Annotated in this window: 11 protein-coding genes and 4 pseudogenes; 4 read left to right on the forward strand and 11 right to left on the reverse strand. The window is 70.0% G+C overall.

Features of this window, described 5'->3' with window-relative positions:
- Positions 1 to 2: 2 nt before the first annotated feature.
- Positions 3 to 212: pseudogene (locus IF20_RS23035) on the forward strand (transposase); the annotation flags it as partial.
- 73 nt (positions 213 to 285) lie between these two features.
- Here the strand turns inward: IF20_RS23035 and IF20_RS23040 are convergent.
- The 7 genes from IF20_RS23040 to IF20_RS23070 form a co-directional block, all read right to left on the reverse strand.
- A complete protein-coding gene (locus tag IF20_RS23040; RefSeq protein WP_052867183.1) occupies positions 286 to 1158 on the reverse strand; it encodes a carbohydrate ABC transporter permease in 873 nt (290 codons plus the stop codon).
- On the reverse strand, positions 1155 to 2126 hold the full coding sequence (locus tag IF20_RS23045) for a carbohydrate ABC transporter permease (protein WP_052867184.1): 972 nt from the start codon (positions 2124 to 2126) through the stop codon (positions 1155 to 1157). Before IF20_RS23045 ends, IF20_RS23040 begins: the two co-directional genes overlap by 4 nt.
- Positions 2123 to 3484, reverse strand: coding sequence for an extracellular solute-binding protein (locus tag IF20_RS23050; protein ID WP_052867185.1), 1362 nt, complete (start codon positions 3482 to 3484; stop codon positions 2123 to 2125). Before IF20_RS23050 ends, IF20_RS23045 begins: the two co-directional genes overlap by 4 nt.
- Before the next feature lie 54 nt (positions 3485 to 3538).
- Positions 3539 to 5098: an arabinosylfuranosidase ArfA gene (gene arfA / locus IF20_RS23055; RefSeq protein ID WP_052867186.1), complete on the reverse strand. Its 1560-nt coding sequence runs from the start codon at positions 5096 to 5098 to the stop codon at positions 3539 to 3541.
- A 342-nt stretch (positions 5099 to 5440) separates the two neighbouring features.
- Positions 5441 to 5818 (reverse strand): hypothetical protein, encoded by a 378-nt coding sequence (locus tag IF20_RS23060; RefSeq protein WP_052867187.1) that lies wholly within the window; start codon positions 5816 to 5818, stop codon positions 5441 to 5443.
- Between the two features lie 114 nt (positions 5819 to 5932).
- The gene (locus IF20_RS39305; RefSeq protein WP_199896711.1) at positions 5933 to 6103 is read right to left on the reverse strand and encodes a hypothetical protein; all 171 of its coding nucleotides are present in this window, start codon (positions 6101 to 6103) and stop codon (positions 5933 to 5935) included.
- A 628-nt stretch (positions 6104 to 6731) separates the two neighbouring features.
- Positions 6732 to 7748 carry an NAD(P)H-dependent flavin oxidoreductase gene (locus IF20_RS23070; protein WP_052867189.1) on the reverse strand — a complete coding sequence of 339 codons (1017 nt, stop codon included), beginning with the start codon at positions 7746 to 7748 and terminating at the stop codon, positions 6732 to 6734.
- Between the two features lie 643 nt (positions 7749 to 8391).
- Here IF20_RS23070 and IF20_RS39310 point away from each other — a divergent pair.
- Positions 8392 to 8595: pseudogene (locus tag IF20_RS39310) on the forward strand (inositol monophosphatase family protein); the annotation flags it as partial.
- A 26-nt stretch (positions 8596 to 8621) separates the two neighbouring features.
- On the opposite strand, the pseudogene IF20_RS23080 reads toward IF20_RS39310, so the two are convergent.
- Both IF20_RS23080 and IF20_RS40060 read right to left on the reverse strand, forming a co-directional pair.
- A pseudogene (locus IF20_RS23080) lies at positions 8622 to 9150 on the reverse strand (IS630 family transposase); the annotation flags it as partial.
- A 98-nt stretch (positions 9151 to 9248) separates the two neighbouring features.
- Positions 9249 to 9383 (reverse strand): annotated as a pseudogene (locus IF20_RS40060) (IS5 family transposase); the annotation flags it as partial.
- 563 nt (positions 9384 to 9946) lie between these two features.
- Between IF20_RS40060 and IF20_RS23085 the strand changes: the two are divergent.
- On the forward strand, positions 9947 to 10636 hold the full coding sequence (locus IF20_RS23085; protein WP_052867191.1) for an esterase/lipase family protein: 690 nt from the start codon (positions 9947 to 9949) through the stop codon (positions 10634 to 10636).
- A gap of 132 nt (positions 10637 to 10768) precedes the next feature.
- Here IF20_RS23085 and IF20_RS23090 read toward each other — a convergent pair whose 3' ends face one another.
- Complete coding sequence (locus tag IF20_RS23090) at positions 10769 to 10972, reverse strand: hypothetical protein (protein ID WP_052867192.1); 204 nt, start codon at positions 10970 to 10972, stop codon at positions 10769 to 10771.
- A 460-nt stretch (positions 10973 to 11432) separates the two neighbouring features.
- A complete protein-coding gene (locus IF20_RS23095; RefSeq protein WP_199896712.1) occupies positions 11433 to 12134 on the reverse strand; it encodes a hypothetical protein in 702 nt (233 codons plus the stop codon).
- 515 nt (positions 12135 to 12649) lie between these two features.
- Between IF20_RS23095 and IF20_RS23105 the strand changes: the two genes are divergently transcribed.
- A complete protein-coding gene (locus IF20_RS23105) occupies positions 12650 to 13339 on the forward strand; it encodes a TetR/AcrR family transcriptional regulator (RefSeq protein WP_052867195.1) in 690 nt (229 codons plus the stop codon).
- Positions 13340 to 13358: the final 19 nt, after the last annotated feature.

Consider the following 13358-nt stretch of genomic DNA (forward strand, 5'->3'; position numbering starts at 1 on the left):
AGTTGTGGGCGGTCATCGAGCCGCTGTTGCCGAAGGTGGAGCGTCGGGCCCTGCATCCGGGACGCAAACGGCATCCGGACCGGCTGGTGTTCCAGGGCAGCCTGTTCGTGCTGCACACCGGGATTGCCTGGGAGCACCTTCCGCAGGAGCTTGGCTTCGGCTCGGGCACGACTTGCTGGCGCCGGCTCGCGGAGTGGACCAAAGCCGGGGTGTAACCCCGGCTGCATGAGGTCCTGCTGGGGCCACGGCCGAACCGCACGCCCGCGGCCGGGCCCGACGGGACCCTCACTGGCCGGCGAGCCCGGTGTGGGCGATGCCGCGCACGATCTGCCGCTGGAACAGCATGAACACCACGAGGAGCGGCAGCCCGGCGATCACGAGGGACGCCATGATCTGCGCGTACCGGACGCCGAACGAGGACTGGACGTTGACCAGGCCCACGGGCAGGGTCATGCCGTTCGGATCGGTGGTCACCAGGAACGGCCACAGGAAGTTGTTCCACGTGGAGATGAAGGTGAAGATCGCGACGGCGGCGAGCACGGGCCGCGACAGCGGCATCACGATCGTCCAGAACACCCGCCAACGTCCTGCCCCGTCGACGAAGGCCGCTTCCTCCAGCTCGCGCGGTACCCCGTCGAAGAACTTCACCAGGATGAACACCATGGCGGGGGCGGCCACTTGCGGCAGGATCACTCCCCAGTAGGTGTCGACGAGGCCGAGCTGCACCATCTCCGTGAACAGCGGAGCGATCAGCACCTGCGGCGGGACCATGATGCCGGCGAGCACCAGGCCGTACAGCAGCCTGCGGCCGCGGAAGTCGGTACGGATGAACCCGTACGCGGCCATGGCGCACAGCACCACCGTCAGCAGGGTCGTGATCACGGACACGAACAGCGAGTTGACGGTCCACTGCAGCAGGTCGCCGGATTCCCACACCTTCGCGTACGCCTCGAAAGTGATCTTCGAGCCGATCCACTCCAGGGGAGTCTTCGTCGTCTCGCCCTCCGGCTTGAGGGACGTGGCGACGGCCCAGACCAGTGGCAGCAGCCAGGCCGCGACGAGGAGCAGGGCGACGACGAGCAGGGCGGTCCGGCCGGGGGTCAAGCGCGGACGTCTGCCCGACGCGCCGCCCGTATGTGTGGTGGTAGCGGTGCTCACTTGGCGGCCTCCTCAGCTCGGCGTCGCCGGGCCAGCACGGGCTGGACCAAGGAGACGAGCAGGATCAGGGCGAAGAAGATGTACGAGACAGCCGAGGCGTAACCGATCCGGTAACCGGTGAAGCCCTGCTGGTACACGTACTGGAGGATGGGGCGGGTCGAGTCGTCGGGGCCGCCGCCGGTCAGCAGGTAGACCTGGTCGAAGATCTTGAGCGAGGCGAGCACCTGGAGGACGAGCAGGAGCCCGGTGGTGCGGTTCAGCAGTGGCAGCGTGATGTGCCACAGCCGCCGCCAGGCGCTCGCCCCGTCCAGCTCCGCCGCCTCGTACAGGTGCGGCGGAATGGCCTGGAGGGCCGACAGGTAGAGCAGGAAGTTGAAGCCGACGGTCCACCAGACGGTGGTGACGACGATGGAGAGCATGGCGTAGCGCTCGTCGGTGAGCCAGCCGATGCCCGGTTCGAGGCCGACGGAGGCCAGCAGCTGGTCGGCCAGGCCGAAGCCGGAGGGGTAGATCATGTAGAGGAACAGCATGCAGACCACGCCCGACGGCAGCAGGAACGGCGCGAACCAGCCGATCCGCCACAGCCACTGCACCACGCGCAGCTCGTTGGCCAGCAGGGCGAGCACCAGGCCGACGACGACGAGCGGGACCGTGGACAGCAGGGTGAACCACACCGTGTTCCACAGGGACGCCCATACGGCGGGGTCGCCGAACGCCTCCGCGTAGTTGTCCAGGCCGACGAACTCACCGCCCACGCCGGTGATGTCGACATCGGTGAAGCTCATGCCGAGGCCCGAGACGAGCGGCCAGATCAGGAAGAGGGCGTAGACGACCAGGAAGGGCGCGACGAACACCAGGCCGTGCTCGGTCCAGCTGCGCCGGGCCCGGCCCGTGGTGCGGGTACCGCTCGCGGGGGTGGCCCGGCCCGCGCGGGGCGCGGGCGCCGAGGTGGGGCTGAGCGTGGTCATGACGCGGCTCCGGCGAGGGGGTTCGGGGTGGCGAGGAGTGCACGCAGCCGCTGCTTGGCCTCGTCCAGCGCACCGCGTGGCGTACGGGAGCCGGTGAGCACACCGGAGAAGACCGCGCCGAGCTCGATCCACATGCGGGAGGCGGAGCCGGTGAACCAGGCGGGCTCGTCGAGGGCGACGTCGTCGATGACGTCGCGGTACTCGGACTGGGGTTCCAGCTTCAGGTAGGCGGGGTCCTTGAGGACGGGCGCGTACGCGGGTACATGGCCGCCCTCGGCCCAGTCGACCGAGTGCTTCAGGAGCCAGGCGACCAGGGTGTGCGCGGCCCGGTTGGGCTCGCCGCCGCGGTCCGCCTGGTGCGGCAGTACGAAGGAGTGGCAGTCGGCCTGGGCGGTGGGGCGGCCGAAGAGCGGTGGCACCCGGGTCATGGAGAACTTCAGGCCGGTGGGGCGGAAGGAGGGGATCTCCCACTCGCCGTTGAGGTGGAAGGCGGTCCGGCCCTCGTTGAACAGGCCGATGGAGGCGGTGTAGTCGGCGCGCCGCAGCCACAGTCCCTCCTCGACGAGGGACGCCATGTATTCCAGTACCTTCAGTGCCTTGGCGTCGTCCAGGGCCAGCCGCCTGCCGTCCGCCGAGAGCACCTTGGCGCCGGTCTGCGAGTAGAAGGTGGCGAACAGCCGCCATGGGGTGATGCAGTCCGGGCCGAGCGTCTCGGTGACCAGGCCGGGCCGCCCGGTGACCTTCTTGGCCGCGCGCAGGGCGTCCGCGAACTCCGCGGCACCGCGGATGGGTCTGAGCTTCCCGCCCGCCAGCAGACCGGCCTTCTCGCACACCTCGGTCTGGTAGTAGAGGACGGTGGGATGGGTGTCGAGCGGCACGGCGAACTGCCGGCCGTGTGCCTGCCCGCGCCGCCAGATGTTCTCGGGGAAGTCCCGCGGCCGTATGCCCAGTTCGGCCAGCAGGTCGAGGTCGAAGGGGTCGAGGAGGCGGCCGGGGCCGAACCCGGCGAGCCGGGCGAGGTGCAGTACGGCCAGCTCGGGCGCCCGTCCGCCCGCGCCGGCCATGCCCAGCTTGGTGTAGTACGGGGCGCCCCACTGGAGGGTCGCGGCCTCCACGTCGATCTGCGGGTGCGCCTTGCTGAACTTCCGGAGCAGCGACTGCATGGTGAGACCGTCACCGCCGCCGAACAGGTGCCAGTAGCGCAGCCTGGTCCTGCCGGAAGCACTGGCCGACGGGGCGGTGCACCCCGCGGTCAACGGGCCCAGAGCGGCCAGGGCCCCGAGGCCACCGGCGAGAACGGCCCGGCGCCGGGGCGTCGGGGACACCCCGGCCGTCCGGGAGGTGTCGAGTGGTTGCATGGCGGCTCACCTTCGAGGGAGTGGGTGGACCAGGGGCCCGGGCAGCGGCTCCGGTCAGGACAGCCGGATCACGGTCCAGGAGAGCGGTTCCAGGGTCACGGCTAGCTCGCCGTCCCTGAGTACGGCGCCCGCGCCGGGGTGCGGCGTGACCCGCGCGGGGTCGGTGAGGGTGTTGCGGGCCTCCGGGTCGGCGTCGCTGAGCACGCTGTGCTCGGCGACGCGCGAGACCGGCAGGCCGTGCAGGGTGACTTCGAGCGGCAGCGGATCACTCTGGCTGCGGTTGACGGCGAACACGGTGACCGCCCCGGTCTCGGTGTCACGCACCGCCGTCGCGTGCAGCAGCGGCACCTCGCCGTACTTCCGCGTCTCGTACGTGGGCGAGTCCACGCGCAGGTCGAGCACCTGCCCGCGCCCGTACCGGGACGCCTGCGCGAAGGGGTAGAACGTGGTCTGCCGCCAGGCCGGGCCGCCCGGCTCCGTCATGATCGGGGCGATGACGTTGACGAGCTGGGCGAGGCACGCGACGGTCACCCGGTCCGCGTGCCGCAGCAGCGCGATGAGCAGCGAGCCGAAGACGACGGCGTCCGTGACGGAGTAGTTGTCCTCCAGCAGGCGCGGCGCCTCGGGCCAGTCGAGCGGTCCTGCCGCGGCCTCCGCCTCGAAGCGGCTCTGGTACCAGACGTTCCACTCGTCGAAGGACAGGTTGATCTTCTTCTTCGACTTCAGCCGGGCACCGACGTGGTCGCAGGTGGCGACCACGTTCTCGATGAACGACTCCATGTCGACGGCCGACGCGAGGAACGAGTCGCGGTCGCCGTCGCGCTCCTCGTAGTAGGCGTGCAGCGAGACGTAGTCCACCAGGTCGTACGTCTCGGCCAGCACCGTCGCCTCCCACGCGGCGAAGGTGTCCATGGCCTGGCTGGAGGAGCCGCAGGCGACCAGTTCGACGTCCCGGTCCAGCTGCCGCATGGCACGAGCGGTCTCGGCGGCCAGCCGCCCGTACTCCTCGGCCGTCTTGTGCCCGGTCTGCCAGGGCCCGTCCATCTCGTTGCCCAGGCACCACAGCCGGATCCCGAACGGCTCCTTGTCGCCGTGCGCGACGCGCAGGTCCGAAAGCGCCGTGCCCGAGGGGTGGTTGGCGTACTCCTGGAGCTGCAGCGCCTCGGCCACCCCCCTGGTGCCGAGGTTGACGGCCATCATGGGCTCGGCCTGCGGTCCGGCCTTCCTGACGAAGTCCACGAACTCGCTCAGCCCGAAACGGTTCGTCTCCGTGGACCGCCAGGCCGGGTCGAGCCGGCGCGGCCGCTCGTCGACCGGCCCGACGGAGTCCTCCCACCGGTAACCGGACACGTAATTGCCGCCCGGGTACCGCAGTGCGGTGACACCGAGTTCGCGGACCAGGGCGAGCACGTCGCCGCGCAGGCCCGCCTCGTCCGCCGTGGGGTGGTCCGGTTCGAAGATGCCCGTGTAGACGCAGCGGCCCAGGTGCTCGACGAAGGAACCGAAGAGCCGCGGGCTGACCTCGCCCACGGTGAAGGCCGGGTCCAGGACGAACCGGGCCGGACGAGCCGCGGCAGACGGGGCGGTCCGGGCCGGGGGTGCGGAGTGCGACATGGTGTCCTCTCGGTGGCGCGGGTGGTGGGTGGCACGGAGTGCGCGTCGCGTCACGACGTGCGGCGGCGTGCGGGCACAGGGGCGGCTCCGGTGGTCGGGTGGAGAACACGATTCCCTTGTTCGGTATCCCGAACACTGCTCGTTAACTCGAACCGGAAGGTAGACGTGACGGAAACCCAACGTCAATGGCACGGACGGGACTTATCGGTGCGCGCTCTCATATCGACGCCGTTCGACGCCCTTCGACACGACCGAACGAGCCGAACCGAGCGGCATCCGCCCGCCCCCCCCGCATCCCGCGAATGGGCCCCGCAAGCCGACGTTCCGCTGCCGCGGCTGCGCTCAGCGGCCGCCGGCGACACCACCATGGCCCGGCTCGCCGCCCACGCGCCGTCGCGCAGCCCACCCGCGCACCGCGAATCCGGCGGCGACCAACAGGTACGCCGACACGAGGAGCACGACGTCCACCGTCATGTGTTCCGCCGACCAGCCCGCACCCCGCTCGTCGCCCTCCAGCGGAATCCGATTCACCGTCAGGAACGTCAGGTGGGCGCCGATGGCGGCCCAGGGCGGGGCCCGTTGCACGGCCGTGCGGGCCGCGACGAGGGCCAGTCCGAACACCGCGAGCAGGATCAGGTAGTCGGCCGGGGGCTGCCCGCCGGGCGCGATGCCGATCGGCTGCGGCTCCTCGCCGATCAGCTGGGCGGTGACGGCTTCCACGACCGTCGATGCCCCCGGTACCAGAAGGAACACCACCGTGGTGCCCAGGGCGGCGACCGTACCGCCGAACCGCTCGCGCAGGGAGGTCCAGGCGTAGCCGCGCAGCGCGGTCTCCTACGGCAGCGCTTCGAGCAGGAGGGCGACGGCCGTGTGGGAGACGAGGAATCCGGCGAGGGCGCCGAGGTCGGGGCTCGACCAGCGCAGCATGCCGCCCATCGTGGTCGCCCCCAGTACGAGAAGCGCCGCCGCTGCTGTCACGCCCGCGCCCGTCAGGAACGCACGCATGCTCGCACGAGGGCTGCCGAATCCGAGCGGAGGCGACGTGCGGCCCGGTGCGCGACGATGACGAGGGGAACGGCAACGGCACTGACGAGTACGGCCGGAACCAGGCGCGCCGGCAGTCCCGAAGCTCCGACGCGATCGGCGATGGCCGAGCCCAGGACGGTACCGGTGCCCAGCGCCGAGGCCATGATGAGCCCGCCGAGCAGAGCCCGGCTCAGGGCCCCGATACGCGAAGTGGTGGTGCTGCGGCGAGGTTCCGCCATCTGTCTTTTCCTGGGTGCTCAACGTCGGGCACATGTCCGTCCGGGGCCTGGTGCCGCTGGCATCCTCACCGCCGGCCCCCGTCCCCCCTGACCTCCTGCTCAGGAGGGAAAGCCCGCTACATCCTTTGAGTTACCGGGTCGGGAGCAGGCAGCCGGGCTTCACGCACGGCGGGCGGCGGCCGGCCGGCGGTACCGGTGGAACTGCCAAGCCGTGTACGCCACGGCCGGCGATGGCAACCCGAAGGCACTCTTCCCTTCCACTCTCAGGCAATCACGGCAAACACGGCGATCAGGGCGAGCGTCCATGGCGGGTACCCGCACGGTGTCCGGCCCGGGTCGGGCCGCCGGTACCGGCCTCACGGCCGCTGTCAGGCCCGGAACCGGGTCAGTACCCGCTCGGCCTCGTCCATCATCTCCCGGACGATTTCCCCGGCCGGCCTGATGTCGCGCACGAGGCCGACGCCCTGCCCCATCGGCCATGGCATCTCCTCCCAGTCGGCCTCGGTCCCGGGTACCGGCAGCAGCACGTTGAACTTGCGCAGCACGGTCACCTCGCCCTGGAAGACCGTCGTGCCGACCTGGTCGAGCGAGTCGCGGGCGGTCGGCACCTGCGCCGGCCGGTCGTTCCACTCGGACACCACGCGGTCGCGCTGCACCCGCATCGGGTTGAACTCCGGCCACTCGGGACCGAAGATCGCCGTGCGCACCGTGTCCTCCCCCGCGGAGGACAGCAGCCGGCGGTGGTGCTCGGGATGCACCTGGGCCTCCCGGGAGGCGACCAGCCGGGTGCCCACCCACACGCCGTCGGCGCCCAGGCACAGGGCCGCGGCCGCCTGGCGTCCGTCGGTGATCCCGCCCGCGGCGAGGACCAGCGCACGGTCGCCCACGGCGTCCACGACGGAGGGCACCCCGACCATGGTGGGCAGGCCGCCGTAGTTGTGCCCGCCGGCCTCCCAGCCCTGGGCGACGACGACCTCGATCCCCTCGTCGGCGGCGCGCCTGGCCGCGTCGGCGGAGCCGACCTGCTCCCACACCGACACCCCGGCCTCGCGCAGCCGCTCGACCTCGTCGGCCGGCGGGTGCCCCCAGTGGTAGGAGACGATCGGTACCCGTTCCTCGGCGCAGACGCGGACCTGTTCGGCGTTGTCGAAGTACGTGATCAGATTGATGTGGAACGGGGCCTCCCCGACGCCCGCCCGGACCTCGTGGATGATCCGCCGGAGCCGGTCAGCGGGCACGAGCGCGGCGCCCACCGCGCCGATGCCGCCCGCCCGGGTCACGGCCACCGCCAGATCGGACGTCCCGCCGGCAAAGGCCATTCCGGCGCAGGCGAACGGGTACGGGACGGCGAACTTCTCGGTGAGCCTGGTGGACAGCACGCCCATGACGGCGTTCCTCCTGGAGTTCCGGTACCTGCCGGCATCGATGGGCCGGTGGCGCGGAGAAGGTCCGCCACCGACGGCAGAGCGCGGGTCCTCGCCCATCCTGGAGGTTCCCACCGGATGACGGCGCGAGGCCAGAGTCTGCCGCAGATACGCACACGGACGGCCTCGCCGCCCTCGCGGCCGCTGCCGGGATCCACGACAAGCCGGCCGAAGACTCCCCGGCCGTCGCCGACGATGCCGTTGTGACAGTGCTCGCCGCGGTCAACGAGGCGGTGGTGGAACTGGAGGCCGTACGGCAACGGCGTACCGTCGAGCGAAAACCCGGCTTTCGCCAGTCGCCGCATGAATACCTTCGACCACAAGGTCGTGGATGCTTTCGTCCAGACGATGGAGCGTAACGGTGTTGGTCTCGCCACCCAGTCCTATGTCTACGACAAGCTCAAGGCGATCCCGCTCGACGCCCATCGGCTGGGGCTATTCGATGAGAGCCCCTTGGCAGGGGTCAAGCCTCCGCAGTGCGACCCAGCGCGTGGTGATCCCTTCGCCGCAGCAGCTGCAAGGCATACGCGCGGCCGGCGACGATGCGTTCCTCCTGGTCGCCGACCTGATGAGCGGATGTGGCATGCGAAATGCGGAGGCGGCCGCCGCGTATGTCACCGATGGCGGCGACCTCTCCGGGAGCGTGCATTTCGCGGCCGATATCGCTGTGTGCCGGGCTGCCGGCTGCGTTGTCACCGGCATCGACGGTGCCCCGATAGGCGAGGCAGGTCGTGGGCTTGTGGTCGCCGCCGACGAGGAGACCCACGGGCTGCTGATGTCGATGATGCGCAACCGAGGCCAGTGCTGAGATCGCATGGGTTTCACCGGGACGGGTCAGGCTGCGACTTGGAGGAGCCTGCCGCCCCAGCGGATTCCCTTCTTGCTGTCGACCCGGGCACGTTCGCGGCGTTGAGCTGCGAGGACGTCTGGGTGGTGGGCGTTGGCGTTGCGCCAGCGCAAGTAGGCGTGCAGGGCCCGCGTCTGGACGGTGTGGCTGCGGTGATTGGAGTTGGCGACGGTGAACTGCCGCAGCGGTCCGAAGTGGGCCTCGACCGGGTTGGCCCAGCACACGCAGGTCGGGGTGAAGCACAGGCTGGCCTTGTTCTTCTTCGCCCAGCGACGGATGTCGGGGCCTTTGGGGGCGCCGATGGAGTAGCAGCCGTGGAAGCAGCGGACCCTGTGGGTAACGGTGGTAGGTCGCGGGATGCCGCTCGGGCCGGCCTTGCTCGGCCCAGCACAACCCGGCGGTGGGCCGGACGCCGAGCGGCCCGAACTCGTCGAACGCGAACACACGGTCCGGGAGACGCTCCAGCGCCTCCTCGTTGCGGTCCAGCTTGGCATCGCGCTCCGGATCGGGCGATTCCGGCCGGGAATCCCTCCGGAGCCCGTACTCAGGCGGGCTGGAACAGCGCGCGCAGGTGACCACCATGCGTAACTGAGAGGTCGTTTTCTCCTGTTGTTTCATCCCTGGATGCAGCTTTGACGTGGTGATGTCGGGGCGTGCGAGGAGATGGTGTTCTCGCCGGTGAGGCGGCGGGCCATGAGGTCGGTCATGGCGAGGTGAATCATGGCTTCGGAGCGGTGCGGGTGGCCCCTTCGGTCAGCGCCGGTTCGGCCTGGTGCGGTGAGGCGGCTTTCCTGGCGGGCGGTCAGGAAACCTTCGTGTCGGCTTGGTTGGGGGTTGAGCAGGGAGCTGCCGTTGGAAAGCGCGTTCGCCGATGGGGAGATGGGGAGTTCGGCCGTGCTGACTTCGGTACGGCAGCGTCCAGCAGCACCGTCGTGACCTGCGGAACTGCCGTCCGAGCAGATCGGCGGCCACGTTCAGCCGGGTGCGGAGCTGGGCGGCGGCCTGGGCGAGGATCGTCCGGATGGTCGCGGCGGCCAGCTCCGTCGAGCGCTTCGCTGGGCGTGCCATGCTCCGGCAGCGGGTCGAACAATTCCGCGCACGCCTCTTGACCGTCGACGGCTACCGGTCAGTACTCTCACGCCACCCCTCGATGACACCGGTGTTCTCTCCCCGCGCGGCCACGGCGGACCGGCCCCTCGGCATGCCGCCGCACGCCTGTAGGCACAGTCCCGTGACCCGGGAAACGCCTCAGCGCGCCGTCCCTTGTCAGAACGCGCCGTCGAGCGCCGTCCGAACCCATTCGAGGTCCCTCATGAACAAAACCCTCGCGAGCGCAGCCGCGATTGCGGCCGGCGCCCTCCTCGCCTTGCAGGCGTCCCTTCCCGCCCAGGCGTCGAGCAGCTCGACCTTCAACTCGACCAGCAACCCCGTCCTGTTCGTGCACGGCTACACCGGTGATGCGAGCAACTGGAACACCATGGCGGGCCGCTTCAGAACCGACGGCTGGCCGTCCTCGTACCTCGACCAGTGGTCCTACGACTGGCACCAGTCGAACGCCACGACCGCCCAGCAGCTGTCCGCCGAGGTCGACCGTCTCCTCGCAGCCACCGGCGCCACCAAGGTCGACATCGTCAGCCACTCCATGGGAGGGCTCTCCTCGCGCTACTACCTGAAGAACCTCGAGGGAACTTCCAAGGTCGACGCCTGGGTGTCACTGGGAGGGCCGAACCACGGCACCGACAGCGCCAACACCTGCATCGACACCTCCTGCACCGAGATGCGTATCGGCTCCAACTTCCTCGCCGCCCTCAACTCCGGCGACGAGACACCGGGCTCACCTCGTTACGCCACCTGGTGGTCGCCCTGCGACACGGTGATCAACCCGGACACCTCCGTATCCCTCTCCGGCGCGGCCAACACCCAGACCGCCTGCCTCAGCCACACGGACCTGCTCGCGGACGCAACGGTCTACGCCCAGACCCGAGACATGATCAACCGCTGATCCCCCTCGGCCAGTCGGCTTCCCATCCGCGACAAACACCACTGTTGGGGGGTTCCGAGGTGAAGCTGCGCGGCTGGGTCGGGAAGGCCGTGTTGCGTTGGCACCCGCCCCTCCTGCCCCGGCGGCGCGTAGTCAGCCGGCGGTGTGCAGGAGGGCCGGGAGGTCGGACGGTACGCCGCTGATGCGGTCGGCGGGGATTCCGCCGCCCTGGCCGGTTTCCGGCGTGCCGCCACCCCGGCCGCCGAGGAATTGCCTGCCCAGTGCGGAGGCGTTGAGCCCGGCTTCGCGGGCCGGTTCGTCGAGCGCCAGGACGAGCACGCCTGCCCGGGTGGCCACCGCCGCCGGGCCGGACCGGTCGTCCGGGAGGGCGGTCGCGGACGAGCTCCGAAGTCCTGCTGGTGCTCCTGCTCCAGACAGGCACCCTGCTCGCTCTGGCGCTGGGGCCCGGCCGCCTGGCGCAGCGCTTCGGGCTGCCGACCATTGTGGGCGAGCTGGTGCATGCGCTCCAGGCGGTAGGAGAGGGTGCGCCACGCTGCCTTCCTGGCCTCTGCCTGCTTCCTGTCGTCGGCCTCAAGAGGGGCCGGAGGCGGCGGCGAGCAGGAGGGGCACCGACGGATGGAGGCGGATGCCCTCTGCGGTGGGACGGAACGTCGAGGAGGGAGAGGGCGAAGAGTCTGACGGTGATGGTTGCCGTGGAGCGGCGTGCACGGCCTCGCCGTGACGCGATGCCGTCAGACGCGCCGAAGCCGCACCGTCCCTCAGGACAGCGCGGCTTCGACAGCGCGGGTCCGGGTTTCTACCAGCACGTGAGGTCGTAGACGGCCGAGCAGTAGTGATCCACCGCGTCCGATGGGTTGTACTTCAACTGGTCGCCGGTGACCAGCGTGGGCAGGGCAGCGGCCAGCGCGGTGATGCCGACGGTAACCGCTCCGTTCTCATCCCGCAGGGCGACATCGAGACCGACCACGCCGGGTAGGTCGTCTCCATCCACGTACAAGCGTACGGACCGCTCGTCGAGGAGGAGGAAGCCGCGCAGTCGCAGCTCCTCTTCGTCCTCATCGACGGGTGGGCACAGGGCTGCTACCGCGGCACGGAGCGCATCGGTGACGTGAAAGGCCGTCCCTTCCTCGAGGAAGCGCGTCGCTTCCTCGACGGGCACGACGGGGAAGCCATGCGTATCGCGGGGGAGTGCGGGCGCCGGTGCGGTCGGCCGGCCGTGCACACTTTGCCGCACCATGCGGCGCAGCAGCACTGACAGCTCGTCAGCCGGCACGTGGTCGCCGTCGCGGCCGACCAAAGGGAGGTCATAGGCAACCGAACTGGCGAGATCATCGCCGTCCCAGACGACCACCCTGCCCACTCCTGGTGCCTCAGGCGGTGGCAGCACCCCGCGTACCAGAGGGCCCGCCGCACCGAGTGCCGGTGCGGTGAACTGCAACGTCTCGTGGGCCAAGGCTGCCTGAAGGCCCGCGAGGCTTTCTTCACTCCAGTGCTGCATGTCGCCGCATCCTCGTAGTTCGGCCGCGCTCAGGTGTTGTTGACTGCATCCGGGCACCTGTTGCGGGGGACACGCTCACAGAATGCGGTGATCGTGCCGATCTTTTGGCTGGTGTCGGCGAGCTTGTACTTGCCATCTTTCGTCTTGTCACTGTACTGAGCGATCACCTTGATCCGAGCGAGGAGCTGCCCGAGACGATTCCTCAGTGCGCCGCCGTACACCCGACGAGCACCCGCCAACCGAACGTGCGGTTTCCTTCACGAGTGGGGATGTACTTTCCTTCCCCTCCTTGCTCGCGAATTTCACGACGCTCCAGTGGCTTCCCGTCGCAGCGCCTGAGCTGTCCTCGGCGGCAACTCGGTCCACACGCAGACCTTGTGTCCTGGCTCGGGCGGAACGGACGTGAGGCGGACCTGACGGGCGGGCAGCCCGGGTACGTTCGGGGGGGCCGGCCGAGGTCGAGCCCTCCGCCGCCGGGTGCGTTCACGTGCGTATGTGGTCGATATCCTGGCGTGATGGCTGAGAAAACCGGCGGTGAGCCGCAGATCGACGGACGCTCCACCCGCTGGGACGGGCACAAGGCGCAGCGCCAGATGGAGTTGGTGGACGCGGCGGTCGCGCTCATCGAGGAGGAGGGTGCGCCGTTCCGGGTGCAGCGTCTGGCGGAGCGCGTGGGGCTGTCGCGGTCGGTGCTGTACCGGCACTTCAAGGACCGCGCGGGTCTGGACGAGCTGATCCGGCGGCGCGTGGTGCAGTCGTTCATGCGGCGGATGGAGCCCACGCTCAGCTTCGAGGGCACCATCGAGGAGTCCGTGCAGCGGGTGGTGGGCGCACACCTCGACTGGGTGGCCGAGCACCCGCGGCTGTACGCCTACATGGGGGTCGGCGAGCACGCGATGGGTGACGGTTCGTTGGTGGCGGACACCAAGACGGCCATCGCGCTGATGTTGAGCGAGCGGTTCGGGGAGGTACTGAAGGCGCTCGGGGTGCCGGACGCGCCGATCCGGTCCGTCGCGGTCGGGATCGTGGGATTCGTGGACACCTCCGTCAACCAGTGGGTGCGCGATCCCCAACGCGAGGTGTCGGAGGACGAGTTGCGGGCGATGCTGTGCCGCTCGGTGTGGGCGGTGCTGGACGCGACGCTGCGGGATCTGGGGGTCGAGCTGTCCCCGCAGCAGAAGGTGCCGGAGCTGGAAGAGGCTTGATGTGTCTTGATGTGGCTTG

This window comes from Streptomyces niger, from assembly GCF_000718305.1.
GTDB classification, from domain to species: domain Bacteria; phylum Actinomycetota; class Actinomycetes; order Streptomycetales; family Streptomycetaceae; genus Streptomyces; species Streptomyces niger.

Coding starts and splice junctions, on each gene's coding strand:
- IF20_RS23045 (WP_052867184.1), bottom strand. CDS start 2,126: ATGACCACGCTCAGCCCCACCTCGGCGCCCGCGCCCCGCGCGGGCCGG.
- IF20_RS23050 (WP_052867185.1), bottom strand. CDS start 3,484: ATGCAACCACTCGACACCTCCCGGACGGCCGGGGTGTCCCCGACGCCC.
- arfA (WP_052867186.1), bottom strand. CDS start 5,098: ATGTCGCACTCCGCACCCCCGGCCCGGACCGCCCCGTCTGCCGCGGCT.
- IF20_RS39305 (WP_199896711.1), bottom strand. CDS start 6,103: ATGCGTGCGTTCCTGACGGGCGCGGGCGTGACAGCAGCGGCGGCGCTT.
- IF20_RS23070 (WP_052867189.1), bottom strand. CDS start 7,748: ATGGGCGTGCTGTCCACCAGGCTCACCGAGAAGTTCGCCGTCCCGTAC.
- IF20_RS23085 (WP_052867191.1), top strand. CDS start 9,947: ATGAACAAAACCCTCGCGAGCGCAGCCGCGATTGCGGCCGGCGCCCTC.
- IF20_RS23095 (WP_199896712.1), bottom strand. CDS start 12,134: ATGCAGCACTGGAGTGAAGAAAGCCTCGCGGGCCTTCAGGCAGCCTTG.
- IF20_RS23105 (WP_052867195.1), top strand. CDS start 12,650: ATGGCTGAGAAAACCGGCGGTGAGCCGCAGATCGACGGACGCTCCACC.